We start from the raw sequence: 24,936 nt of genomic DNA on the forward strand, positions 1-24,936 counted from the left end.
CTCTACTATGCCTTTGCCGGATTGGGGCTGTCCAGCCCATCGTCTTTGGCCACATGGGTTTGCTCGCCCCCGCGCGACATGAGCGCCGAGCGGCCGCGCGGCCCGCCGAAATATTCATGGATCCACGGATGGTCGCTGGCCATCAGCTCGGGGATCGTACCTACCGCGATCACGCGCTTGTCGGCCAGCACGGCCACGCGGTCGCAAATCTCGTGCAGCGTATCGAGGTCGTGGGTGATGAGGAACACCGTCAACCCCAGCGTCTCGTGCAATTCGCGCGTCAGGCTGTCAAACGCGGCCGCGCCGATGGGGTCGAGGCCCGCCGTCGGCTCGTCCAGAAACAGCAGTTCCGGGTCGAGCGCCAGCGCGCGCGCCAGCCCTGCGCGCTTCTTCATGCCGCCCGACAGTTCGGAAGGATATTTCGCCGCCGCATTATCGGGCAATCCCGTCAGGCTGACCTTATAACGCGCAATCTCGTGGCGCAGTTCGGGGTCCATGTCGGGGTAGAATTCTTTCAGCGGCACCTCGACATTTTCCGCCACGGTCAGCGTGGAGAACAACGCCCCGCCCTGAAACAGCACGCCCCAGCGGCTGCGGATGTCGGCCTCGCCGGGCGCGCGCGGGGCGCCCATTTCACGGCCCAGCACCTCGATCCGCCCGTGGCTGGGCGTCTGAAGCCCGATGACCGAGCGCATCAGCACCGATTTGCCCGTGCCCGATCCGCCCACAACGCCGATGATCTCGCCCCGGCGCACATCAAGGTTGAGCCCTTCATGCACGGCATGATCGCCAAAGCGGTTTTCCAGATCCTCGATGCGGATCGCCAGATCGGAGGGTGCCTCGCTCATATCCAGCCCACCTCGGAAAAGAACACGGCAAAGAAGGCGTCGATCACGATCACCGCAAAGATCGCCTGTACCACCGCCTGGGTCGTGCGCAGGCCCACTTCCTCACTGCTGCCCTTGACCTGCATGCCCTGATAGCAACCCGTCATGGCCACGATCAGGCCAAACACCGGCCCCTTGATCAGGCCCACCCACAGGTCGATCAGCGGCACCACCTCCTGTACCCGCGCAAGGAAGTTGAAAAAGGGAATGTCGAGCGTGAAGGCGCTGATCGTGGCGCCCCCGACAATGGCGATCAGCGCCGAATAAAGCCCCAGCAGAGGCATCATCACCACCGCCGCCATCACGCGGGGCAGCACCAGCGCCTCCATCGGAGAGACCCCGATGGTGCGCATCGCATCGATTTCCTCGGTCAGCTTCATCGTGCCGATCTGCGCGGCAAAGGCGCTGCCCGAACGGCCCGCGACCATGATCGCGGTCATCAGCACGCCCAACTCGCGCAGGGAAATGCGACCCGTCAGATTGACCGTGTAAATCTCGGCGCCAAATTGCTGAAGCTGGACCGCGCCCTGCTGGGCGATCACCACGCCGACAAGGAAGCTCATCAGCCCGACAATCGCCAGCGCATCGACGCCGACCAGTTCGGTCTGGCGCACCAAGGCCGTCCAGCGGATGCGCGAAGGATGGCGGATCACATTGCCCAGCGCGGAAATCAACGCGCCAAGGAAGCTCAGGATCGCGCCCGAACCGCGCCACAGGCCGATCATCACCAGTCCGACCGTCTCCACGATTCGGAACAGAGGCGGCGCGCGGGGCGGCGCAATCGGCGCATCGCCGCTGCAACATTTGACCGCCGACATCAGGCGCTCGGCCTTTTCACTGGCGCCCACCACCTGCGCGCCGGCATCGCGCGCAAGGCGCCACACCAGCCACGCCCCGGCGGTATCGAGTTCTTCGAGCCCGGCAATGTCGAGATCGCTGAATTGCGGGTTTTCGCGGCGCATCGCATGATCGAGTGTGCCGACACTGGCAATCGTCAGCACGCCTGACAGGGTCAGTGTGGACTTGCCATCGGCATCCGTGGCCAACAAGAATTCGCAATCGGGCGCCATGTAATCAACCTTGTGGGCGAAAATCATGCCCCTCGCAAGAGGTGGTTTCGCCCCCTAAGTACGGGTTTACCCGGTGCGCACTTGCGAAAGGGGGGCCTTGCTGGCAAAGGCCGCTGCCAAATAGCTGGAAATGACATGACGCAAGAAACCGCCAATATGCTCGACAAGACCTTTGATCCGGCCGGGATCGAAGCCAAGTGGTATGGCCATTGGGAGGCGAACAATCTGTTCCGCCCCGAGCGCCCCGATGCGGCGCCCTTTACCATCGTCAACCCGCCGCCAAACGTGACGGGGTCGCTGCATATCGGCCATGCACTGGACAATACGCTTCAGGACATCGTCATCCGTTACGAGCGTCTGCGCGGCAAGGATGCGCTCTGGGTGGTGGGTACGGACCATGCCGGCATTGCAACCCAGATGGTGGTCGAGCGCCAGATGGAGGCGCGTCAGGACAAGCGCACAAATTACACACGCGAAGGTTTCATCGAAAAGGTCTGGGAATGGAAAGCCGAGAGCGGCGGCACCATCACCGGCCAGTTGCGCCGTCTGGGCTGTTCGATGGACTGGAGCCGCGAACAGTTCACGATGGACCCGCATTTCACCCGCGCGGTGGTGAAGGTCTTTGTCGACCTCTATAATCAGGGGCTGATCTATCGCGACAAGCGTCTGGTCAACTGGGACCCCAAGCTCAAGACCGCGATTTCCGACCTTGAGGTGGAAACGCGCGAGGTTCAGGGCAATTTCTGGAAGTTCCGCTATCCGCTGGCAGACGGCGTGACGCTGGCTGATGGGCGCGATCATATCGTGGTGGCCACCACGCGGCCGGAGACCATGCTGGCCGATATGGCCGTGGCGGTTCACCCCGATGACGAGCGCTACAATTCCGTCATCGGCAAATTCGTCAAGCTGCCGATCACGGGCCGTCTGATCCCGATTGTGGCCGATGAACATGCCGATCCGGCGCTGGGCACGGGCGCGGTCAAGATCACGCCGGGCCATGACTTCAACGACTTTGAGGTCGGCAAGCGCGCGGGGATCGCCGCGAACCAGATGCTCAACATGCTCGATGCCGACGCCAATGTGGTGCAGGTGGCCGATGGGCTGATCCCGGCCGAGTTCTTAGGGCTGGAGCGCTTTGACGCGCGCAAGGCGGTTGTGGCGCGGCTCAAGGCCGAGGGCCTGCTGGTGCCGCATGTCACCAAAAACAAGGAAGGCGAAGAGGTCGAGCATGATGCCGAACCTCGCGTGATCCAGACGCCTTATGGCGACCGCGGCGGCGTGGTGATCGAACCCTGGCTGACCGATCAGTGGTACGTGAATGCCGCCGTGCTGGCGCAAAAGCCGATTGAGGCGGTGCGCAGCGGCGCCATCGAGATCGTGCCCAAGAGCTGGGAAAAGACCTTCTTCAACTGGATGGAAAACATCCAGCCCTGGTGCGTGTCGCGTCAGCTCTGGTGGGGCCATCGCATTCCGGCGTGGTATGCCGAGGATGGCGAAATCTTCGTCGCGGAAACCGAGGAAGAGGCGCAGGCTCTGGCAGGCAACAAGGCGCTGACCCGCGATTCCGACGTGCTCGACACGTGGTTCTCCTCGGCGCTGTGGCCCTTTGCCACACTGGGCTGGCCCGATGAGGACGCGCCGCTGCTGAAAAAGCACTATCCTAACGATCTGCTGGTGTCGGGCTTTGACATCCTGTTCTTCTGGGATGCGCGCATGGCGATGCAGGGCATGCACTTCATGAAGGAAGTGCCGTGGAAGAAGCTCTATCTGCACGGGCTGGTGCGCGCGGCCGATGGCGCGAAAATGTCCAAGTCCAAGGGCAATGTCGTCGATCCGCTGGGCCTGATCGACCAGTATGGCGCGGATGCTCTGCGCTTCTTCATGGCGGCGATGGAATCGCAGGGCCGCGATGTGAAGATGGATGAAAAGCGCGTCGAGGGTTATCGCAACTTTGCGACCAAGCTCTGGAATGCCGCGCGTTTCTGTCAGTCGAACGGCATCACGGCGTCCACCTCGGTGGCCGCTCCGCAAGCCACTAGCGCGGTCAACAAGTGGATCATCGGCGAGGTGGTCGAAACCGTTGCCGCGCTTGACAAGGCGATGGAAGACCTGCGCTTTGATGCGGCGGCCAGCGCGATCTATCAGTTCGTGTGGAACAGCTTCTGCGACTGGTACATCGAGCTGATCAAGGGTTCGTTCGATGAGGAAACCAAGGCGGTGGCCGGTTGGGTGCTGGATCAGATTCTGGTCATGCTCCACCCCTTCATGCCCTTCGTCACCGAGGAACTGTGGAGCAAGCTGGGCGCGCGCGATGGAGAGTTGATCGTGGCGGCATGGCCCGCCCCGGCCGCGCAGGTGGACGCCGAGGCCAAGCGCGAGGTCGAATGGCTGATCGCGCTGATCGGCAATCTGCGCGGGGCCAAGGTGGAACTGGGTCTTGCGCCCGGCTCGCGCCTTACCGCCTATCTGCCCGATCCGAGCGAAGCCACGCGCGGCATCATCACCCGCAACCCGGTGGCGATTGACCGTCTGGCCCGTCTGGATGCGATCCACTTTGCCCCGGCGCCTGCGGGCGCGGCGATGCAGGTGGGCGCAGGCGACGCCAATATCATCGTTCCGCTCGAAGGGCTGATCGACGTGGCGGCGGAAAAGGCGCGGCTGGCCAAGGCCTTGGCCGCGAGCGAAAAGGAGCGCGATTCGCTCGCCAAGCGCCTGTCGAACCCGGCCTTTGTTGAAAAGGCCAAGCCCGAGGCCATCGACAAGGCCCGCGCCGACCATGCCCATCACAGCGCCGAGGCCACGCGCCTTGCCGCCGCGCTGGCGCGTTTGGGATAATGCTGGCCCGATGACTCTGGCACTCGCAACGATCACTCCGGGCAAACCGGAAATCTTTGCAGCCTTGCAAGGTGAAGGGGCGTCCATCGGGCGCCCCTGCGTCTTCCTGCGCCTGTCGCGCTGCAATCTGGCGTGTACGTGGTGCGATACGGCCTACACTTGGCGCTTTGAGGGCGACAACCGGCCCCACAAGGACGGGATCGCCTTTGACCGGGCCGACAATCAGCTGGTCTGGGAAGAAGCGGCGGTTGCCGAGGCGATTCACGCCTTTGGCCAAAGCCGACTCGTCATCACCGGGGGCGAGCCTCTGCTTCAGGCCCCGGCCCTTGTGCGGATGCTCGATCATCTTTTTGCGCTGGGCGATTATCAGGTCGAGATCGAGACGAATGGCTCGGTCGTCCCTTCCGAAGCGCTGGCCGCGCGGGTGGGGCAATATAATGTCAGCCCCAAGCTGAGCCATTCCGGCAACCCGCGCGATCTGGCCATCCGGCCCGAGGCTTTGCGCTTTTTTGCCCAATATCCCAAAGCCTTCTTCAAATTCGTCGTCGCCACCCCGGATGATGTCGAAGAGGTCGCCGCGCTGGCGGCCGAGCATGACCTGCCTGCCGAGCGCATCTTCCTGATGTCCGAGGGGCGCGACCCGGAAACTCTGCGCGCGCGAATGGTATGGATTGCTGATCTTTGTCTGCAGCGCGGCTATGCGATGACAGACCGCTTGCATATTCATCTTTCCGGCGACACCAGAGGCACATGAGCGAATTTGTCACCGAAGAAGCGCCGCCTTCCGATGCGCGCCCCCATGGCCATGCCACCCCGATGCGGGGCGATCTGACGCAGGGGCCGATCCTGAAAACGCTGTTGCTGTTTTCGATTCCCACGTTGCTTTCCAACCTGTTGCAAACGCTCAACGGCACGGTCAACTCGATCTGGGTGGGCAAGCTGATCGGGGAAAGCGCGCTGGCGGCCACGGCCAATGTCAACATCATCATGTTCCTGATGATGGCCACGGTGTTCGGCTTTGGCATGGCCACGACCGTGCGCGTGGGGCAATCTTTCGGCGCGCGCGATATGGACAGCGCGCGGGTGACTTTCGGCTCGGGCATGGGATTTTGCGTGGCGCTCTCGGTGCTGATCGGCATCATCGGATCGGTGCTGGCGCCCAAATTGCTCCACCTGATGGCCACGCCCGAGGCAAGCCGGATCGAGGCGCTCGACTATCTGCGCGTGGTGTTCATCACCATGCCGTTTGGGTCGATCTCGATCATGCTCTCGATGGGGATGCGGGGCGTGGGCGATGCCAAGGTGCCGCTTTTCGCGATGATCCTGACTGTGCTGATCGACATCACGATGAACCCGCTGCTGATCCGCGGCTTTGGCCCGATCCCGGCGATGGGGATTTCGGGTTCGGCATGGTCCACGGCGGCGGCCAATTTCGCCGGGGCGGCGCTGATGCTGGGCTGGATCTATGCGCGCGATCTGCCTTTGCGGCTGCGCGGGGGCGAATGGGCCTATCTGCGCCCGCGCGAGGATGAGTTGCGCTTCATCATCGCCAAGGGATTGCCGATGGGTGCGCAGATGCTGCTCGTCTCCTCGGCGGGTCTGGTGATGGTCGGCCTGGTCAACCGCGAAGGCGTGGCGACGGCGGCGGCTTACGGCGCCTCGATGCAATTGTGGAACTATCTGCAAATGCCCGCCTTTGCCATTGCCAGCGCGGTTTCGGCCATGGTGGCGCAGAACGTAGGCGCAGGGCTGCACAAGCGGGTCAGCAAGATCACCATGCGCGGGCTGATCGTGAATGAGAGCGTGACGGTAACGCTGGCGGTGCTGATCGTGATCTTCGATGCGCCGCTCTTGCGGATGTTCCTTGTGCCCGGCAGCCCCTCGATTCCCATCGCTCAGCATATGCAGCCGATCGTGAGCGTTTCCTTCGTGCTGTTTGGCATCATGATGATCCTGACCGGCACGATGCGGGCCTATGGCGCGGTGATCATCCCGCTCGTCATCATGTTTGTGGCGATGTATCCGGCGCGTGTCGGCTTTTACTTCGCGGCCTTCCCCTACCTTGGGGCCGAGGCTTTGTGGTATGCCTATCCGTTCAGCGCGGTGGTGGCCGTGGCGATGACCAGCGCAATCTATCTGCGCGGAAACTGGCGCAAGGTGACGCCCAAGGCCCGCTGATCAGCGCCCTTGGGTGCGCCAGCGCTGGACGGTGCGCATCACCATCTGGTGATCGTCGCCGCTCTGGCGCCATAGCTGGCTGAAAGACGGATCGGAGGAGGCGGGCCGCTTGGCTTCCTCCAGATCGTCAAAGGATACGCGCATCGGGATCGCCACGCCCTCACCGCAGATGATGCATTCGCGGTTGCGCAAGGCCGGGATCGAATCGAGAAAGCCGCGCGCGCCCTCAGGCATGGCCGCGCGCACGAAGGCCTGATCGCGCTCGTTGTTCAACCGCATCGACAGGATCGTGCCGCACTGGCTCAGCACGCCCTCGGCAAGGTCGGAGGGCCGCTGGGTCACAAGGCCCAGCGAGACGCCATATTTGCGCCCCTCCTTGGCGATGCGCGACAGGATGCGGCCCACCGAAGAGCCATCGGCATTCTTCTCATTGGGCACATAGCGATGTGCTTCCTCGCACACCAGCAGGATGGGGCGGGTATCCTCCTCGCGCGCCCAGATCGAGAAATCGAACACCAGCCGCGAGAGCAGCGCCACCACCGTCGAGGTCACCTCCGAGGGCACGCCCGACACGTCGATGATCGCAATCGGCTGTCCCGCCGAAGGCAAGCGGAACATGCGCGAGAGCACGTCCACCATCGTGTCGCCCACCAGCATGCCAGAAAACAGGAAGTTGAACCGCGGATCGCCCCGCAATTCGTCGATGCGGCTTTTCAGCCGGACATAGGGCGCGGTGGTGGTCGCCTTTTCCAGCTTGCCCATCTCATTATGCAAAATCGCCTGAAGATCGCTGATCAGATAGGGCACCGGCGAATCCACCGTGATCCGCCCGCCCAGCGCTTCGGCCAGACGGTTCTTCTGCCGCGCCGCCAGCAGGCATTTGCCAAGGATCTCGGCATCGACCTGCCGGTTATCGCCCTGACTCGACAGGAGGATCTCGCAATGCTCCTCGAAATTCATCAGCCAATAGGGCAATTGCAGGTTCGACACGTCAAGGATCAGCCCCGTATGCCGAAAGGCGCTGGCATATTCGCCATGCGGGTCGATCATCAGAATATGGCCCTGAGGTGCCAGTTCACAGATCCGATGCAGGATCAGCGCCAGCGCGGTCGACTTGCCCGTGCCGGTCGAGCCCAGCAAAGCGAAATGCTTACCCAACAGCGAATCGATATAGAGGCTGGCGCGGATCGTCGTGGTGGGATGAACCTTGCCGACATTCACCACCGCGCGCCCATCGCCCGAATAGATCCGGCGCAGATCGCCGGTGCCGGCCGGATAGGCCAGCGCGCCAGGCAGAGGATATTGAGTCACCCCGCGCCGAAAGCTGGTCAGCGCGCCGGTTTGCGGATCGACCGCCCCCTCGCCCAGAAAATCGACCGTGGCGATGATGCCCTCATCGGCCCGCCGCCCCTGCTTCTGATCACGGATACTGGCCAGCAGGCAGTTCGAACCGGCCATGATGCGGATCTGGCTGCCGACAAGACCTGATTGCGCGATGGACGGATCAACATCCGCGCCGCATTCGGCCAGACGCTGCAGATCGAGCGCGATCAGCCCGCCCGCGCCGGAAATTTCCAGAACCACACCCATCGGTTGGGACGCATTGGACACGGCATCATGCCCGCCCAGCCCCGCCCGGTCTGTGCCTTGCGCCTCATAGACGGCGCTATAGCCCGGATTGGCCATGTCATTCATGCCAATCCGCCCTTTTTCGAGATGCGAACCCCTGTCATTGCAGCAAGAGATAGGACCGGAGAGGTTAATATTAGGCTTAATTTTCGCCCAACTCAGAAGAGCGCAAAAAGCCGCCCCGCGATCCAGCCCATCACCACCGAAACCGCCACCGCCATCAAGCCATAGGCGAGCGCCGCTCTTTGCGAAAAATCGGCGACGGCTTTTTCAAAACCCTGCTTGCCCACCTCCACCCGCGCGGTCGCCGATGCCACCACCCGCCCCTTGCGCACCGCAAAGGTCTCGGCAGTATAGACGCCGGGCTGCACACTGGAGGGCAGGTCGATGCGGGCGGAATAAAGCACCCCGCCATTGATGGTTACGCCCGAATCGTCCTGATGAAACAAGCCCTGCCGCTGCATCAGATCGACAAGGCCCTTGGCGAAATGGGTTTCGCGCGCGGGGTCGATGCTGTCGCTGGGCGACAGTTGCAGCGAATCGAGGCCCAACTGGTAAATGGCCGCCGTGCGCGGGTCGGTGATTTGCCGGATCGGTCGATTGGCCACCACGGCATAGAAACTGGGCACCGAACGCAGCGTGGTATATTCGGCGTTGACCCACATGCCCGCCACCTTGCGCTTTTCGCGCAGGACCATCTGGCGCGCGGGCCCTTCGAGCACCACCACCACATCGTAATCGCGCACCGCATTGGCGCCTTCGGGCGAGGTGATCGCGCCGAACAGCAGCAATTGCGCCCCGGTAAAGCCCTGACGCAATTCGATGCGATGCTGCGAAATATCGGTGACCAGCACCGGCTCGCTGGCTCCGGTCAGCAGGAAAAAAGCGAGCAGGGCCAGCAGGCGCTTCACAGCAGGCTCACCGTAAAGATCTCGTCAGGCCGCCATGTCAGCCCCAGCGCCATGCGCGCCGCCACCGCCAGCACGATGGCCGCCAGCGCAAGACGCAGCTTGACCGGGCTGGCCGTGGTGGCAAAGCGCGCGCCCAATTGCGCCCCCGACACCGACCCGATCAGCAGCAGCCCTGCCAGCACAATATCCACCGCCCGCGTGGTCAGCGCATGCATCATCGTGGTGGCCATGGTCACGAACAGGATCTGAAACAGGCTGGTGCCCACCACCACCTGCGCGCTCATGCCCAGAATATAGAGCATGGCCGGAACCAGTACGAAACCGCCGCCGATCCCCATCAGCATGGTCAGAATGCCGGTAAACATGCCCAGCAGCAAAGGCGCCAGCGGCGAGATATAAAGCCCCGAACGATAGAACCGCCACCGCCCCGGCAAACGCGCCACCAGCGGATGATGGCGACGTTTGCGCGCAGGACGCGCGCCGCTGCTCCCTGCGCGCAGGGTCTGAATGCTCTCGCGCGCCATCATCGCGCCGATCCCGCCCAGCATCGAGACATAGAGCAGGTTGATGACCGTATCGATCTGGCCCAGCGCCTGAAGCAGGCTGAAAAGCAGCGCGCCCAGACCCGTGCCCAGCACCCCGCCCAGCACCAGCACGACGCCCATGCGGTAATCCACCCCCCCGCGCTGATGATGGGCCAACATGCCCGACACGCTGGCGCCCGTCACCTGGCTGGCCGCCGAGGCCGCCGCAACCGTTGGGGGAATGCCATAGAAGATCAGCAGCGGCGTGGTCAAAAACCCGCCGCCCACGCCAAATATGCCCGACAACATGCCCGTGAGCAGCCCTAGCCCGACGATAATCAGGCCGTTGACCGACAGATTGGCAATGGGAAGATAGACATCCATAGCAACGCCACGCTAGCGACTGATCGAAGCGCGGGAAAGCCCCGCCCGACCTATACCCCCATTCCGGCGTCAAAAACCTGCGGACAGCGTAAGCGCCGGTCCTGAACTGGGCATGGCATTGCCCCGCACCCGCAGGCGATAATCGATGGCAAGGCGCGCGCCCACCCGACCCTGACGCATCCCGAGACGCAGGGTCGGGCCGACATCCAGACGGTTTGCCCCTTCCTGCGCGCCGCCCCAGGCGCCAAGGCCCACGCGCAATTCCGCCCGCTCGACATGGGCGACCACCTGCTCCACCCGGATCTGGCCATCAATAAAAGGGGTTGAGGCAGCACCGCCCACGTAGCCGGCCTGAACATAAGTCTCAGCCTCGATCTGTCGCCCCAGTAAAACGGGCGGAATTTCGGTGACCAGACTGACCGCCGGGCGGACGTGGGTGCGGCCCGACTGAAACTGGCTGGCGCGCATTTCGGCCATGGCGATCACAGGCACTGCGGGAACGGGGCGCAGCGAAAGACCCGCAGCCACCTCGCGCTCACCCGTGCCGTTGAGCGCACCATAGCCGCGCGTATAGGCGGTCAACTTATGCGCCTCGCCCGGGATCAGGCGATAGCGCAAGACCGCCCCGACCTGGTTTGCACCATAGGTCGGCCCATAGGGAGCGCTGCCCCCGGCCAGCTCGTGATTGTTGCCCCCCTGACGCATCAGCAGCCAGCCATCGCCCGACCAGCGACTTTCCGCAACGCTTTGCCGACCTCCTGAAAACTGCGGGTTCTGGCGGGCGACCACCAGCGCGCGCGCCTCGTCATCATGCGTTACGGCCAGCACGGAGGTCACATTGCCCATGCCGTCGCGCCCCACCTCAAGCCTGCGGCGGCGCGGCGGCTTGGCCTCCATGCCCACCGGCAAAGGCAGACCGGCGATGGCCGCCAGATAGAGCACCTGTTGCGTCACAGCGGTTCGTACCCCCGCCCTGCCCAAACCGGTCAGGGGATCAACCACAGACAGCGGTAAAGGATGGATCGGGGCCATCGGCATCGGCGACAAAGCCGCCGCCGTCGGCAAAGCCCGATGATGGGCCGCCTCATCATGCCGAGGGGGATCGAGCAAAACAGGCTGGGCCCCCGCGATCAGGGAAGCGCGGCGGACATTTTGCCATTTCCCCGGCATGATGCGCGGCGGGGCGGCCAATGCATTCCCCGGATCGCCCGGATGAACCGCCATCGACAATTCCTCCCACATCGCCGAGCGCCCGCCCATCCAGATCATCAGCACGACCATGAACATCACCAGCGGCTCGCCGCGCTTTCTGGGCCGGCGAAACCGGTCCGGCAAGGCATCAGCCCGCAGCATCAGACGGCATTTTCCATCGGGCCGGACGGCGCGCCCGCCGAAGCCGTCAACGCGGGGTGCACCACATGCTCGGTCTTGTCCCAGACCAGGCGCGCGCCGCCAAGGCTGCGGCAATAGGCCCAAAGCGCCCGACGTGCCGCCAGAATCATCACCACATTGGCCACCGGCAGACGCAACGGCGCCAGCAGCCCCTCGCGCCAGCCATATTCGCGTCCGGTGAACAAGGCGCGCATGAAGGAGCGCCAGATCAGGCCCAGCACGCACAAATTGACGCCATAGCGCAGATAGACGGGCGGTTGGGCCAATTGCGGCATATCATCGCCCAGCCAGAGCCGCGCCACACTCAACAGGCCTTCGACCACCAGCAGAACATAGGCGGCAAACAGCACCAGCGCGATGAGCGGGCCCCGCCGGTCGCGAATCGACATCCAGATATCAACCAGCTGCCCGTTCCACCCCAGACGGTCCCAGCCCTGAAGACAGATCCCATGCATCCAGCGGGTCTTTTGCCGGACGGAAGTGGGCACCGTATTGGGGAAATAGGAGCGCGTGCCGATCAGATTGCCATCGGCATCGCGGCAACGCAGAAAGCAGCCCCGCCCGCCAAGGCGCGGGATCAGCATCCCCAGTTCATAATCCTCGGTCAGGCAATCGGCGGCGAAGGGACCATCGGCCGCCTCCATCATGCGCACTTCGCCGATCAGTTCGAGCATGTCTCGCGAGAAGCCGCAACTGACCCCGGCCGCAGGCAATCCGGCGCCCAGCGCATCACGCACCACCATGGCACGCGCATGAGCCTCGGCAAATTCATCGCAATAATGGCCCGCCACCCAATGGGGCCCTTCGGGAATTTCGGGGCGGACCGGCAATTGCACAAATTCCACATCCGAGAGCGCCCGATCGATCAGCATCAGTTCAAGCGGATGGACCATATCCTCGCTGTCATGCAGCACGATGCCCTTGAAGCGCTGCCCCAGCCTTTGCTCATCCGCGCACATCGCCTTGTAAATGCGGTTCAGGCAGTCGGCCTTGGTGGTGGGGCCGAATTTGTCATGGATGACGATGCGCAGGCGTGGATCGCTGCCGCCGATGGCGGTTATTGCCGCCACCGTCGCCGGATCGTTGCAATAGCATCCAATATAAAGAATATATTCGCCTTCTTTCCAGTTGCGCAGCATATTGGCAACCGTGACACCAATGACATCAGCCTCGTGCCAGCAGGCGACAAACACGGCAATGCGCCCGCCAAGACGGCCTTGCGATACATCGCGCGAGAGATGTGGTATACAAAAACCCGGTCTGAGGCGCAGGCAGAACCAGATGGCATCAACCACCAATTCATCGACCATACCGATCACAAACCAGAAGAGCGCAAAGAGCAGCAATTCCCGCTCGATCAACAGCAGCCACTCAACTAAGGTCCAGCCACCCGACGCGGCAAAGGACATCAACGAGACCCCCCTGTTGGCTCTTACGGTTACACGAGTAGTAAGAATCACTTATTGAAGCAATGCCAATTCTCGACACGAGGGGCAAGTGACGCTATTTTTCATTAAAACACGCAGTTTTGTCCAAATCTTTGCGCGCAATCAGGAAGTTCTCTCCGGGCTTTTACTCGCACTCTCGGCCTTGGTCGCCATTGTGATAAGTAATTCGCCGCTGTCCTCAGCATGGGCAGAAATGCTTGATAGCCCGCTATTCGGCCCGGACATGTCCCATCTCGCATCTTTGCGCGATCTGATAGGCAATGGGGTAATGGTGGCGTTCTTCTTCACCGTGGGGCTGGAGGTGAAACGCGAGGTGCTGATCGGCAATCTGGCCGATGCGCGACAAAGGCGGTTGCCGGTGCTGGCGGCGCTGGCGGGCATGGCGGTGCCTGCAGCGATCTATCTGATCGTGGCGCGCCACCGCCCAGACCTGCAACGCGGATGGGCAATTCCCTCGGCCACCGACATTGCCTTTGCGATGGGGGTGATCGCGCTGCTGGGCCGATGCGTGCCACGGTCCTTGCGGCTGTTCCTGCTGACCGTAGCGGTGGTGGATGACATAGGCGCCGTGATCGTGATCGCGCTGGGCTATACCGCGCATGTCGATACGGCATGGCTGGGTGCGGGCGCGGGCGTGCTGGGCGTCGGCATCGCGCTCAATCGAATGGGGTGCAACCGGGTCTGGCCCTATGGCCTGATGGCAGTGGCGCTGTGGTGGTGCGTTCTGCATTCAGGGGTTCATGCCACCGTGGCCGGGGTGCTGGCCGCGCTGACGGTGCCCATCGCGCTGAACGAGCGCCATGACAGCCCCCTGCTCCGCCTCGAACATGCACTGACGCCATGGAGCGGGCTGGTCATCGTGCCGCTGTTCGGGCTGGTCAATGCTGGGGTTTGGCTGGGCGGCGGGGCGGCCGACATGACGCTGCCGCTGGCGATCGGCGCGGGGCTGGTGCTGGGCAAGCCGATTGGCGTGTTGGGGGCGATGTGGCTGGCCGAGGCCTCAGGCTTTGCCCGCAGACCCGAAGGAGTGAGCTGGCTTCAGGCGCTGGGCGCGGGGCAATTGGCGGGCATCGGCTTTACCATGAGCATGTTTATCAGCACTCTGGCCTTTGCGCCCGATCCGGCGCGGGAAAATGCGATAAGGATGGGCATTCTGGCCGGATCGCTGATCTCGGGCGCCATCGGCGCGATGCTGCTGCGGCTGGGCCATAACAAGTTGGGCCGGAGCGGCTGAAACGCCCCGGCTCGCGCTTTTACCAACTGCCGATGTTGGGCATGGACGCCCAAGGCTCGGCAGGCTCCAGACGGCCATTTTGCAGCAATTCGATGCTGATGCCATCGGGCGTTTTAACAAAGGCCATGTGGCCATCGCGCGGCGGACGGTTGATCGTCACGCCCGCATCGGCCAGCGTCTGACAGGTGGCGTAAATATCCTCGACCTGAAACGCCAGATGGCCGAAATTGCGCCCACCGGTATAGGTCTCGGCGCTGCCATCCTCGGCGGGCCAGTTATAGGTCAGCTCGACCTCGTAATCCTGACCGGGACAGGCCAGATAGATCAGCGTGAATCGGCCCTTCTCGCTGGAAAAGCGGCGTGTTTCGCTTAGGCCCAGCAGGCCGAACAGGGCGATGGTCGCGTCCGGATCGGTCACGCGGATCATCGTATGCAAAAATTTCGTCACTTATCAAAACTCCACTCATCGCCGGTCATGCCGTCTCAATTGACGTTATCGCATGATATGCATGACATAGCGCCCCGCCACCGGGGAATTGGGGCACGCATCACCATGGCCGCGACACGACGGCGTGAGCAAGACGGAAATTCCGATCACGTCCATTTCTCTGGAGTGGCCCCTTGAACTTGACCATATTCTGTGCCCCCCTTAAGGCCAGACGGTTCACGGAATTGGGGCAGATGAAACTATGCTAGGAGCGTTGCGCAAGTTGTTCGCAGGCACCGCCTCGGCCAGCGCGCCGCGCATTCCCGATGGCGAAAGGGTTTTTGCCATTGGCGACATCCATGGACGCCTCGATCTGTTCGAGGCGCTGATGAGCGCCATCGAGGCCGAGGACCAGAAACGCGGCCCGGCCCGCACCACGGTCATCCTGCTGGGTGATCTGATCGATCGCGGCCCGGCCAGTCTGGGTGTGCTGGCGCTGGCCCGGCAATGGCAACAGGAACGCCGCGCGGCGGGTCAAGCGATGCATATCCTGATGGGCAACCACGAGGAGATGATGCTCGAATCGCTCGAGCGGGTCGAGGTGCTGCGCCATTTCGTCCAGCATGGCGGGCGCGAAACGCTGCTCAGCTTCGGGATCGACGAAAAGACCTATGCAGCCGCTTCGTGGGAAGAGCTGCAGATCCTGATGCAGCAGGCTGTTGCGCAGGAATGGATTGATTTCATTGGCACCTTTGAGGCCAGCCTGCGTCTTGGCGATTACGCCTTTGTCCATGCCGGCATCCGCCCCGGCGTTGCCCTTGATGCCCAGACGCCCGCCGATCTGCGCTGGATTCGCGAGCCCTTCCTGTCGAGCGAGCAGGTCCATGGCAGCACGATTGTCCATGGCCACACAATCACCGAAGCGCCCGAAATCCGCCATAACCGGATCGGCATCGACACAGGCGCCTATCAATCGGGCCGCCTGACCGCGCTGGTGCTGGAAGGCGAGGAGAAAGTACTGCTTTCCACCATGGTTAACGAAGACAAAATCAGCATTTGTCTCGAAAAATGAACGAATTCCGGCGAGTCTGCAAAGCGCCAAAGGAGTAGATTTATATGAAGATAGCAATGGTTGGCTCGGGCTATGTTGGTCTTGTGTCAGGCGCGTGCTTTGCCGATTTTGGTCACGATGTGGTTTGCATCGACAAGGATCCGAGCAAGATCGAGCGGCTGAACAACAACATCATGCCGATTTACGAGCCGGGTCTTGCCGAACTGGTGTCGGGCAATGTGAAGGCGGGTCGGCTGTCGTTCACGACGAACCTGGCCGAGGGGATCGAGGGCGCGCAGGCGATCTTCATCGCGGTGGGCACGCCCAGCCGTCGCGGCGATGGCCATGCGGATCTGTCCTATGTCTATGCGGTGGCACAGGAAGTGGGCGAGAATCTGAAGACGCCCGCCGTGATCGTGACCAAGTCGACCGTGCCGGTGGGCACCGGCGACGAGGTCGAGCGCATCATCGCCGAGACGGGCACCAAGGTGCAGTTCGGCGTGGCCTCGAACCCGGAATTCCTGCGCGAGGGCGCGGCCATCGGCGATTTCAAGCGCCCCGACCGCATCGTCGTGGGGGTCGAGGACGAATGGGCCAAAGGCGTGATGAACGAGGTCTATCGCCCGCTGTTCATCAACAAGGCGCCGATCCTGTTCACCAGCCGCCGGTCCTCCGAAATGATCAAATATGCCGCCAATGCGTTTCTGGCGGTCAAGATCACCTTCATCAACGAGATCGCGGACCTGTGCGAAAAGGTGGGCGGCAATGTGCAGGATGTCGCGCGCGGCATCGGCATGGACAACCGCATCGGTTCGAAATTCCTCCACGCCGGGCCGGGTTACGGCGGCTCGTGCTTCCCCAAGGACACGCTGGCGCTGCTCAAAACCGCCGAGGATTATGACAGCCCGACCCGCATCGTCGAGGCCGTGGTCAAGGTCAATGACAGCCGCAAGCGCGCGATGGGCCGCAAGGTAGTCGATGCGCTGGGCGGGCCGACCGAAGCGCGCGGCAAGACCGCAGCGCTGCTGGGCCTGACGTTCAAGCCCAACACCGACGACATGCGCGATGCGCCCTCGATCGCGATTGCCCAGACGCTGATGGACGCGGGCGTGCATGTGGTGGCCTATGACCCCGAAGGGATGGAGGCCGCAGCGCCCCTGATGCCCGAGGTCAAGATGGTGGGCGGCGCCTTTGAGGCGGTGACCGGGGCCGATGTGGCCGTGGTCGTAACCGAATGGGACGCCTTCCGCGCCATCGATCTGGAGCGGCTGAAGGGCGCGCTCAACACCCCCGTCCTCATCGACCTGCGCAACGTCTTCGACCCCGCTGACGCTCGCGCAAAGGGCTTCGAATATTCCTCCATCGGGCGACCGTAAGGAATTGGGCGGCGCCGGGAACATAGTCCGGCGCCGCCTGACGCCTATTGAAGCGTAGCCGCGCCCTCGTCGCCATCGCGGCGACCATAGAATTGCATCAGCTGCACCAGCAATTCGCAGCGCTCACCCAGATCGCCGCATTCCAGCAGCGCCTGTTTCGAGGCCGCGTCAAAGGGCGCGATCTGGGCCACGCCATTGATCAGCGATTGATCGTCCAGCCGCGTCACCTGCTCCCAATCGACGGCATAGCCCTGCGCATCGGCAAAATGACGCGCCTCGCGCTCAAACATCGCGCGTTCGACCGCGCTGATGATCTGATGTTCGGCCTCGGGCAGCAATTCGGCCTCGACCTGACGGAAAGGCGTCACCACCGTCATCTCGCGCAGGATGCGAAAACGCGCCTCGCCCACCAGCACGATGTTGAACCTGCCATCGGGCAGCGCCTCAACCTCCTGAATATGGCCCAGCGTGCCGACATCATAGAGCGGCGCGCCATCCTCCGCCTTGTGCGGCTGGATCATGCCGATGCGCCGATCCCGAGCCAGCGCGTCGGACACCATGGCCCGATAGCGCGGCTCAAAGATATGCAACGGCAGGCTCAGCCCCGGATAGAGCATCGCGCCGGACAGAGGAAAGATCGAGACCCGCATCGTTTCAGCCAAACAGGATGGTCGACAGCTTGCGCCGCTGGGCCGAAACCCATGCATCCTCAAGGCCGATGACCTCAAAGATCTGCAGCAGCTTGGCGCGGGCCGCACCATCGTTCCACGTCCGGTCCGCCGCAATCAGGCGCAGCAGCGTGGTCGCCGCCGCATCGCGGTCGCCCGCCGCAAAGGCCGCGCTGGCATAATCGAACCCGGCCTGATGATCGTCAGGCGCAGCCTCCGCCGCGGCTTTCAAACCGGCCAGCTCACCATCCTCAGGCGCATCCTTGGCCAGTTCCAGAGCGGCCTTGGCGCGCTCCACCGCCGGATCGGCCGCCAGCGCGGGATCGAGCGCGGCCAGCACAGCTTCGGCTTCCTCAACCTGACCGGAGAGCACCAGCGCCCGAATCAACCCGGCGTGGGCCGCCGCGCTGTCAGGCGCGATTTCGGCGATCTGGCCAAAGATATTGGCCGCGCGCTCGCCATCGTCTGCCTCCAGCGCTTCCTCGCCCATCGCCAACAGCGGTTCGAGGTCGGGCGCGGGGTCGCCCGCGGGCTGGATCGGCAATTGCTTGAGCAACTGGTCCAGCATCGCCTTCAACTGCGATTCGCCGCGCGCATTGGTCAGGTCGGCAATCGGCTGCCCCTGAAAGATCGCATAGACGGTCGGGATCGAGCGGACCTGAAACTGGCTGGCGATAAAGCCCTCCTCGTCCACATTGACCTTGGCCAGCACGACGCCCTTGTCGGCATATTCGGCCGACACTTTTTCCAGCACCGGGGTCAGCGCCTTGCACGGGCCACACCATTCGGCCCAGAAATCGAGAATCACCAATTGCGTCATCGAAGGCTCGACCACCGCCTTGCGGAAGCGATCAACGGCTTTCTGTTCTTCGATGCTCAGGCCAAGACTTGCCACGCGGTACTCCATCCGTCTGTGCGCCCCATCGGGCGCCTTGGCCCCTATGTGGACCTTTCGCGGCATTTGTGAAGGGATAAAGCGCGTTTCAGCCCAAAGCCGAGGTGATGTGGAAACGGGTGCCTGCAATCTTTTACCCATGAAAATGAAAAGATGTGAAGATTGTGCTTGGCAAGGTGAAATAGCCTCGTTAAAGGGCCGCCTCACCCCGCAACGGAGCGCCCCGCTCCATTGCAGAAACGCCAGAGCGGGCGTAGCTCAGGGGTAGAGCACAACCTTGCCAAGGTTGGGGTCGAGGGTTCGAATCCCTTCGCCCGCTCCAAGTTTCACCCGGTCAGGCCCTTATGGGTTTGGCCAAGCCCGAGCGGGCGTAGCTCAGGGGTAGAGCACAACCTTGCCAAGGTTGGGGTCGAGGGTTCGAATCCCTTCGCCCGCTCCAAATTTTCCGGTGTTGCCATTTGGCGCACCCGCCCGAGCGGGCGTAGCTCAGGGGTAGAGCACAACCTTGCCAAGGTTGGGGTCGAGGGTTCGAATCCCTTCGCCCGCTCCAAGTTTCATGACAGCGATGGGATCGCAGGCCGGTTCAGGGCCTGCCGGAGGGAACCCTCTGATTCCTTTGATGCGCTGCGCCGCAAGCGGCTTCGCTTGAGTGGTTCGAATCCCTCCGCCCGCTCCAGTTTTTCAAAACAGCAATGGGATCGTAGGCCAGTTCAGGGCCTGCCTGCCCCCCTAAGTCAAAAGCGGCGCACCCAAGGCACGCCGCCCCATTATTTACGCCTTCAGCCTTTCCGCATGCCAAGCCACATGCTCGGCCATAAAGGTCGAGATGAAGTAGTAGGAGTGGTCATAGCCCGGCTGCATCCGGATCGTCGCAGGCTGGCCTACCTTGTCGCATGCCTCGACCAGCAGATGCGTTTTCAACTGCCCCTCAAGGAAACCATCCGCCTCGCCCTGATCCACCAACAGGTCGGGCAGACGCGCCCCGTCCTCGATCAACGCCACTGCGTCATATTCGCGCCATGCCCCGCGATCATCACCCAGATAACCCCCCAGCGCCTTTTCGCCCCAGGGACAGTTGAGCGGCGACACGATCGGCGCAAAGGCCGAAACCGATCGGAACCGCTCCGCATTGCGCAGTGCGATGGTCAGCGCGCCATGCCCGCCCATCGAATGGCCGGTGATGCCCTGCCGCCCCATATCCGCCGGAAAATGCTCGGCCACCAAGGCAGGCAATTCGGCCTCGATATAGGAGCGCATGCGGAAATGCGGCGCCCATGGCTGCTGCGTCGCATCGACATAGAAACCGGCGCCCTTGCCAAAGTCATAGGCATCATCATCGGCCACATCATCGCCGCGCGGCGAAGTATCGGGCGCGACAAAGATCACCCCCGCTTCGGCACAGGCCCGGCGGAATTCACCCTTCTCGGTCACATTGGCATGGGTGCAGGTCAGGCCCGAGAGATACCACAGCACGGGCAGACGCTCGTCCGGCGCATGATCGGGCACAAAGACCGAGAAGGTCATGCGCGTGCCTGTCTGTTGCGAATCATGGGCATAGACCCCCTGCGTGCCGCCAAAGCTGCGATTGCTGCTGATCACTTCCAACGTCATGTCGTGCCTCTCATTGCCCTGTTTGCGCGCCATCGGCGGTGAACCGGAAAAATGCCCTAAAACTGTTGCTGCGCAAGGAATCTTACTTTGTAAAATCGCGCATACTGTAGAGTTCCGCACTTCTTCAAGGGGTCAACCGGCTCGGTTCATCTTATTCCCCCTTGCCTTTGGCCGCTATTCCCTGCACCTCCCGCAACACCCTATTCATCCGGCGTTCACTGCGCGAGCGCCACTCGCCCCATTCGGGGTAGACATTCGAAAGACGAAGGACAGACACGGACATGGCCCGGTCGATTAACTTGCTCAGCCGCACCACCCGCGCGCGCCGTTTCGCGCCCATTGCCCTTGCGTCCACCGCGTTGATGACGCCTGGTGTTGCCTGGGCCGATTGCACGGCCAGCGGCACCACCGTCACCTGTTCGGGCACGTCGGCTGCCTATACGAACACGGCCTCGGGCGTGAATGTCACCGTCAATTCGGGCGCCAGCGTCACCTCACCGCTGGTGATCGGCACATCGGGCACGCTGACCAATGCGGGCACGATCACCAACACAGGCGCGGTCTATGGCGTGCAATATGGCGATGGCGCCACGATCACGAACAATGGCACGATCACCTCGACCAGCAGCACCTCGGGTGCGGGCGCGATCACCGTGGGTGCCAATTCGACCGTGACCAACAATGGCGTGCTGACCGCTTATGCGGGCACGCCCGCGGTCAATTTCGGCGTCAACGGCACCTTCATCAACAACACCTCGGCCACCGCCGCTGTCACGGGCAACATTGTCTATGGCACCAACACCGGCACCAACCGCGCCTACTTCTACAATTACAACACCGCCTACGGCTTTACCGGCGCGGTGACGGCCAGCGGCAACATCACGGCCTATAACAACGGCATCTTTACCGGCACGTTCAGCCAGTCGCCCGTTTCGGGCAGCAACACCGTGTCCTTCACCAACGATGTCAGCGGCACCTTCACCGGCATCTTCGCCTCGGGCGACACGACCACGCTGACCAACGCCGGTACGATGTATCTCTATTCGGGCAGCACGATCGGTTATTATTACACGACCGGCGGCACTTCTTCGGTGGTCAACAACGGCACCTCCTCGGCCAACAGCCAGCTCTGGATCGGCACCGCATCGGCGCCTGCCAAGGTCACCATCTATGGCAGCTATACTCAGGGTGCCTATGGCACGCTGAATATCCCGATCTATCCGGCGGGCAGCGCGACCACCGCCGCCGGCACCAACTACAGCCAGCTCTACACCACCGGCACCGCATCGCTGAGCGGCACGCTGAACCTGAACGTCACGGCGGGCTTCTATCCCACCGGCACCGTGTTCAGCGTGATCCATGCCGATGGCGGCATCTCGGGCGACTTCTCGACCATCACGGTCAACAACGGCACCAACCTGCTGTTCACCACCTTTACCAAGGTCGGCGCGGTGACCAGCACCAGCGGCACCGACTATCAGTTCGTCGCCACGCATAATTCCTATGACACGGTGATGGCCGCCAATGGCGCCAACGCCAACCAGATCGCCATCTCCAAGGCGCTGGGCCACACCGACGGCACGGTTGCGGGCACGACCGGCCTGCTGGCCACCGCCACGGCAAGCACCGGTTCGGATGCCGCCACGCTGCTGGGCACGGTGGACATTCTGAGCGCTTCGGACGCCAAGCTGTTCCTCGACCAGATTTCGCCCGAAGGCTATCTGGCCTATGCAACGGCGCTGCGCGATCAGGCCAACCTGTTCCACCGCACCATCGACATGCGTTTGAAGGATCAGAACAGCACCCATCCCGAAGATGGCTGGTGGCTGACGCCGATGGCGCAGGGCAGCTTCTCCTCGACCGCCTCGACCGTGGGCGGCTATCGCACCCGCGATCAGATCACCGCGATTGCCGCCGGTTATGACTTCTCGGGCCCCAACCATGTCTATGGCGCCGCGGTCAACCTGTCGTGGGATAAGCTCAAGTATGCGCCGGGCAATCTGAACGGCACGAACCGCGATTATGCGGTGGCCGCTTATGCGGGCAAGAACTTCGGCCCGCTGCATCTGACCGGTATCGCCAGCTATCATATGGGCAAGGTGAGCGCGACCAAGATCATCACGATCGGCGCCTACACCCGCACCGCCACCGCCTCGGTTGGCGAAGACCTGTTCAAGGCCACCGGCAAGGTCGGCTTTGAACTGAAGGCCAATGGCTGGACCGCCGAACCCTTTGTCGGGATCGACTTCAACAAGGGCAAGATCAAGGGCTTCACCGAAACCGGCGCGGGCGCTGCCAATCTGACCGTCAACAGCATCAGTGCGGATCGCACCGAATGGCTGGCGGGTGTGTCGCTGATCCGTTCGAAGGGCATGCTGCGCCCCTATGTGAACGCAACCTATCGCTCGAAGATCACCGGCGCGGGCAACACCGTGACGGCGATCATGAACGGTCAGGCCGACACGCAGTTCACCGTGACGGGGCTGGCCCAGGGCAACAGCCAGGTTGACACCAATGTCGGTGTCAACTTTGTGTTCGACGATGCGGGCGCGCTGTTCGTCGGCTATCAGGGCACCTATCGCAGCGATTACATGGCGCATGGCATCAATCTGGGCATCCGCCTCGAATTCTGATCCTTCGCGTTTCACGCAATCAACGAAGGGCGGCGCTGCGGCGTCGCCCTTTTCGTTTGGCCCCCTTTCCTCTCGCGGGTGTCACACAAGCATCACGCAACCGCCACGTGCATGTCACCTCCATCGCCTATCAGGGCCGGAAGGAGACGCCATGACCGCCCAGATGCTTGAGAAGTCGTTGATGACCCGCCGCCTGATCGTCCGTCTTGCCCGCGATGGCGATGATCTTCATGCGGTGCAGCATCTGCGCTGGCGGGTGTTTTTTGAAGAAATGGGCGCCGATGCCGATCCTGCCAATGCCGCGCTGCGCTGTGATCGCGATGCTTACGATGCGCTGTGCGACCATCTGTTGGTGATCGATGAGGCGCTGCTGGATGCGGGTGCAGCGCCTGCCGATGCGGTGGTCGGCACCTATCGCCTGCTGCGCGAGACAGTGGCGCGCGCGCATTCGGGCTTTTACTCGGGCGGGGAATATGACCTTTCCGCGCTGATGGCGCGCGAGAATGAAGGCAAGGAATTGCTCGAACTGGGCCGTTCCTGCGTGTTGCCGCAATATCGCACCAGCGCGACGATCTCGATGCTGTGGCGCGGGATTGCCGATTATATCAAGGCCAACCAGATCGGCCTGATGTTCGGCTGCGCCAGCTTTCCCGGCACCGACCCTGATCTTTACGCGCCTGCCCTGTCCTATCTTTACCACCACCATCTGGCCGCGCCGGACCAATGCCCCCGCGTGTTGCCCGGCAAAGGCGTGTCAATGGAGCGCCTTGAGCGCGGCACCTATGACGAGCGCCGCGCGATGTTTCAGCTTCCCCCGCTGGTAAAGGGCTATATGCGGGTGGGTGCGCGGTTTGGCGATGGCGCATTCATCGACCATGCGTTCAACACGGTCGATGTGTTCGTGGTCATGCCGGTCGATCTGATCGCCGACCGCTATGCTTCACGTTTCAGCGCGGCGGCATAAGCGCCTAGGCGCAGCTCCCTAAACGCGCCACCACGGCGGCCTCACAGGCGCGGGCCAGCGCCTTGCGGTCGCCCGCCTCGATGGGCGTCTCAAACCACACCTCGGCCCGGATGCGCCCCATGCCCGCCAAAGTAAGCGCATGGGGCAGCAATTCATCATCGCCGATCCACGCGATCTGCCGTTGCTCCTGTGCGTTAAACACGCGCCCATCGGCATGGACATAGCGCAGCGTGATCGGCTGAACCCGCGCCGTCCCCTCGCCCACGCCGGGCACCAGCGCAAACAGGCTGGAGCGAAACGGCAACACGCCATCGCCCAGCCCGGTCGTGCCTTCGGGAAACAGCACCAGCCCGCGCTCGGCCTCCAGATGACTGGCCAGTTCGGCGGCCTGCGCGCCCACCTTGCCGCGCCGCTCGCGCTCAACAAAGACGCAGCCATATTCCGCCGTCAGCCGCCCGATCAACGGCCAACCGCGCATGTCATCCTTGGCCACAAAGGCCGCGCGCGTGACCAGCCCCAGCACCGGAATGTCGGTCCAGCTGATATGGTTGGCCACATAGAGCGTACCTGCGGCGGGCATCGGCGCGCCATGGACCTCAACGGTGATGCCAAAGCTGCGCAGCAAAACCCGCCACGCCATGACCGCCAGACAACGCCTCGCCCGCCACCCGGCAGGCATCATCAGCCATGGCATCGCCAGAACCAGAAACAGCGCCACGCCCACCGCCATCCGTCCATATCGCGGCCAGCGCGCCAACTTGTCCAAACTCACCCGATCCCCCGATGCAAAACGCGTCCCAAGCCGCCCCGTATGACAGG

20 protein-coding genes and 3 tRNA genes are annotated in these 24,936 nt (G+C 62.9%); 11 read left to right on the forward strand and 12 right to left on the reverse strand.

Going from position 1 to position 24,936, the window contains the following annotated elements:
- Window positions 1-5: 5 nt before the first annotated feature.
- Window positions 6-848: an ABC transporter ATP-binding protein gene (locus GGR38_RS00825; RefSeq protein WP_183621781.1), complete on the reverse strand. Its 843-nt coding sequence runs from the start codon at window positions 846-848 to the stop codon at window positions 6-8.
- On the reverse strand, window positions 845-1,957 hold the full coding sequence (locus GGR38_RS00830) for an ABC transporter permease (protein WP_183622327.1): 1,113 nt from the start codon (window positions 1,955-1,957) through the stop codon (window positions 845-847). Before GGR38_RS00830 ends, GGR38_RS00825 begins: the two co-directional genes overlap by 4 nt.
- A gap of 135 nt (window positions 1,958-2,092) precedes the next feature.
- Here GGR38_RS00830 and GGR38_RS00835 point away from each other — a divergent pair, with 135 nt between their 5' ends.
- The 3 genes from GGR38_RS00835 to GGR38_RS00845 are packed head-to-tail and all read left to right on the forward strand — an operon-like array spanning window position 2,093 to window position 6,970.
- Entirely contained in the window at window positions 2,093-4,792 is a 2,700-nt protein-coding gene (locus GGR38_RS00835; RefSeq protein WP_183621788.1) for a valine--tRNA ligase, read from the forward strand.
- A gap of 10 nt (window positions 4,793-4,802) precedes the next feature.
- A complete protein-coding gene (locus GGR38_RS00840) occupies window positions 4,803-5,546 on the forward strand; it encodes a 7-carboxy-7-deazaguanine synthase QueE (RefSeq protein ID WP_183621790.1) in 744 nt (247 codons plus the stop codon).
- Window positions 5,543-6,970 (forward strand): MATE family efflux transporter, encoded by a 1,428-nt coding sequence (locus GGR38_RS00845; protein ID WP_183621791.1) that lies wholly within the window; start codon window positions 5,543-5,545, stop codon window positions 6,968-6,970. Before GGR38_RS00840 ends, GGR38_RS00845 begins: the two co-directional genes overlap by 4 nt.
- Here GGR38_RS00845 and GGR38_RS00850 read toward each other — a convergent pair whose 3' ends face one another.
- The 5 genes from GGR38_RS00850 to GGR38_RS00870 form a co-directional block, all read right to left on the reverse strand.
- Window positions 6,971-8,665, reverse strand: coding sequence for an ATP-binding protein (locus GGR38_RS00850; RefSeq protein WP_246404157.1), 1,695 nt, complete (start codon window positions 8,663-8,665; stop codon window positions 6,971-6,973). It abuts the gene before it with no gap.
- Between the two features lie 92 nt (window positions 8,666-8,757).
- Window positions 8,758-9,510, reverse strand: coding sequence for a TIGR02186 family protein (locus tag GGR38_RS00855; protein ID WP_172341053.1), 753 nt, complete (start codon window positions 9,508-9,510; stop codon window positions 8,758-8,760).
- Complete coding sequence (locus tag GGR38_RS00860) at window positions 9,507-10,418, reverse strand: sulfite exporter TauE/SafE family protein (protein ID WP_183621793.1); 912 nt, start codon at window positions 10,416-10,418, stop codon at window positions 9,507-9,509. Before GGR38_RS00860 ends, GGR38_RS00855 begins: the two co-directional genes overlap by 4 nt.
- Window positions 10,419-10,487: 69 nt before the next feature.
- A complete protein-coding gene (locus tag GGR38_RS00865) occupies window positions 10,488-11,771 on the reverse strand; it encodes a hypothetical protein (RefSeq protein ID WP_183621795.1) in 1,284 nt (427 codons plus the stop codon).
- On the reverse strand, window positions 11,771-13,219 hold the full coding sequence (locus tag GGR38_RS00870; RefSeq protein WP_183621797.1) for a glycosyl transferase family protein: 1,449 nt from the start codon (window positions 13,217-13,219) through the stop codon (window positions 11,771-11,773). Before GGR38_RS00870 ends, GGR38_RS00865 begins: the two co-directional genes overlap by 1 nt.
- Before the next feature lie 88 nt (window positions 13,220-13,307).
- On the opposite strand from GGR38_RS00870, the gene nhaA reads away from it, so the two are divergent.
- Window positions 13,308-14,492: a Na+/H+ antiporter NhaA gene (nhaA, locus tag GGR38_RS00875; protein WP_343058942.1), complete on the forward strand. Its 1,185-nt coding sequence runs from the start codon at window positions 13,308-13,310 to the stop codon at window positions 14,490-14,492.
- A 19-nt stretch (window positions 14,493-14,511) separates the two neighbouring features.
- Here the strand turns inward: nhaA and GGR38_RS00880 are convergent, their stop codons facing one another.
- A complete protein-coding gene (locus GGR38_RS00880; protein WP_183621799.1) occupies window positions 14,512-14,940 on the reverse strand; it encodes a VOC family protein in 429 nt (142 codons plus the stop codon).
- A 253-nt stretch (window positions 14,941-15,193) separates the two neighbouring features.
- On the opposite strand from GGR38_RS00880, the gene GGR38_RS00885 reads away from it, so the two are divergent.
- On the forward strand, window positions 15,194-15,991 hold the full coding sequence (locus GGR38_RS00885; RefSeq protein ID WP_246404158.1) for a metallophosphoesterase family protein: 798 nt from the start codon (window positions 15,194-15,196) through the stop codon (window positions 15,989-15,991).
- A 44-nt stretch (window positions 15,992-16,035) separates the two neighbouring features.
- Window positions 16,036-17,346, forward strand: coding sequence for a UDP-glucose dehydrogenase family protein (locus GGR38_RS00890; protein ID WP_183621803.1), 1,311 nt, complete (start codon window positions 16,036-16,038; stop codon window positions 17,344-17,346).
- A gap of 44 nt (window positions 17,347-17,390) precedes the next feature.
- Here the strand turns inward: GGR38_RS00890 and GGR38_RS00895 are convergent, their stop codons facing one another.
- Window positions 17,391-17,996, reverse strand: coding sequence for an LON peptidase substrate-binding domain-containing protein (locus GGR38_RS00895; protein WP_183621805.1), 606 nt, complete (start codon window positions 17,994-17,996; stop codon window positions 17,391-17,393).
- Window positions 17,997-18,000: 4 nt separating this feature from the next.
- Window positions 18,001-18,909: a tetratricopeptide repeat protein gene (locus GGR38_RS00900; RefSeq protein WP_343058944.1), complete on the reverse strand. Its 909-nt coding sequence runs from the start codon at window positions 18,907-18,909 to the stop codon at window positions 18,001-18,003.
- A 247-nt stretch (window positions 18,910-19,156) separates the two neighbouring features.
- Here GGR38_RS00900 and GGR38_RS00905 point away from each other — a divergent pair.
- From GGR38_RS00905 to GGR38_RS00915, 3 genes are all read left to right on the forward strand, one after another.
- Window positions 19,157-19,231, forward strand: a tRNA-Gly gene (locus tag GGR38_RS00905).
- A gap of 42 nt (window positions 19,232-19,273) precedes the next feature.
- Window positions 19,274-19,348 (forward strand) — tRNA-Gly (locus tag GGR38_RS00910).
- 36 nt (window positions 19,349-19,384) lie between these two features.
- A tRNA-Gly gene (locus GGR38_RS00915) sits at window positions 19,385-19,459 on the forward strand.
- Window positions 19,460-19,680: 221 nt separating this feature from the next.
- On the opposite strand, the gene fghA is transcribed toward GGR38_RS00915, so the two are convergent.
- Complete coding sequence (gene fghA, locus GGR38_RS00920) at window positions 19,681-20,520, reverse strand: S-formylglutathione hydrolase (RefSeq protein WP_281379344.1); 840 nt, start codon at window positions 20,518-20,520, stop codon at window positions 19,681-19,683.
- Window positions 20,521-20,801: 281 nt separating this feature from the next.
- Here fghA and GGR38_RS00925 point away from each other — a divergent pair, with 281 nt between their 5' ends.
- Entirely contained in the window at window positions 20,802-23,153 is a 2,352-nt protein-coding gene (locus tag GGR38_RS00925) for an autotransporter outer membrane beta-barrel domain-containing protein (protein WP_183621809.1), read from the forward strand.
- Window positions 23,154-23,304: 151 nt separating this feature from the next.
- Window positions 23,305-24,117, forward strand: coding sequence for a GNAT family N-acetyltransferase (locus GGR38_RS00930; protein ID WP_183621811.1), 813 nt, complete (start codon window positions 23,305-23,307; stop codon window positions 24,115-24,117).
- Window positions 24,118-24,121: 4 nt separating this feature from the next.
- On the opposite strand, the gene GGR38_RS00935 is transcribed toward GGR38_RS00930, so the two are convergent.
- Complete coding sequence (locus tag GGR38_RS00935) at window positions 24,122-24,889, reverse strand: 1-acyl-sn-glycerol-3-phosphate acyltransferase (RefSeq protein WP_183621813.1); 768 nt, start codon at window positions 24,887-24,889, stop codon at window positions 24,122-24,124.
- Window positions 24,890-24,936: the final 47 nt, after the last annotated feature.

This window comes from Novosphingobium sediminicola (genome assembly GCF_014196525.1).
GTDB lineage: Bacteria > Pseudomonadota > Alphaproteobacteria > Sphingomonadales > Sphingomonadaceae > Novosphingobium > Novosphingobium sediminicola.

Excerpts from the sequence above, each read along its gene's own strand:
- GGR38_RS00835 (WP_183621788.1), top strand. The coding sequence starts at position 2,093 with ATGACGCAAGAAACCGCCAATATGCTCGACAAGACCTTTGATCCGGCC.
- fghA (WP_281379344.1), bottom strand. The coding sequence starts at position 20,520 with ATGACGTTGGAAGTGATCAGCAGCAATCGCAGCTTTGGCGGCACGCAG.
- GGR38_RS00870 (WP_183621797.1), bottom strand. The coding sequence starts at position 13,219 with ATGTCCTTTGCCGCGTCGGGTGGCTGGACCTTAGTTGAGTGGCTGCTG.
- GGR38_RS00860 (WP_183621793.1), bottom strand. The coding sequence starts at position 10,418 with ATGGATGTCTATCTTCCCATTGCCAATCTGTCGGTCAACGGCCTGATT.
- GGR38_RS00930 (WP_183621811.1), top strand. The coding sequence starts at position 23,305 with ATGACCGCCCAGATGCTTGAGAAGTCGTTGATGACCCGCCGCCTGATC.
- GGR38_RS00845 (WP_183621791.1), top strand. The coding sequence starts at position 5,543 with ATGAGCGAATTTGTCACCGAAGAAGCGCCGCCTTCCGATGCGCGCCCC.
- GGR38_RS00925 (WP_183621809.1), top strand. The coding sequence starts at position 20,802 with ATGGCCCGGTCGATTAACTTGCTCAGCCGCACCACCCGCGCGCGCCGT.
- GGR38_RS00840 (WP_183621790.1), top strand. The coding sequence starts at position 4,803 with ATGACTCTGGCACTCGCAACGATCACTCCGGGCAAACCGGAAATCTTT.
- GGR38_RS00830 (WP_183622327.1), bottom strand. The coding sequence starts at position 1,957 with ATGGCGCCCGATTGCGAATTCTTGTTGGCCACGGATGCCGATGGCAAG.
- GGR38_RS00825 (WP_183621781.1), bottom strand. The coding sequence starts at position 848 with ATGAGCGAGGCACCCTCCGATCTGGCGATCCGCATCGAGGATCTGGAA.
- GGR38_RS00895 (WP_183621805.1), bottom strand. The coding sequence starts at position 17,996 with ATGCGGGTCTCGATCTTTCCTCTGTCCGGCGCGATGCTCTATCCGGGG.
- GGR38_RS00890 (WP_183621803.1), top strand. The coding sequence starts at position 16,036 with ATGAAGATAGCAATGGTTGGCTCGGGCTATGTTGGTCTTGTGTCAGGC.
- GGR38_RS00850 (WP_246404157.1), bottom strand. The coding sequence starts at position 8,665 with ATGAATGACATGGCCAATCCGGGCTATAGCGCCGTCTATGAGGCGCAA.
- GGR38_RS00865 (WP_183621795.1), bottom strand. The coding sequence starts at position 11,771 with ATGCTGCGGGCTGATGCCTTGCCGGACCGGTTTCGCCGGCCCAGAAAG.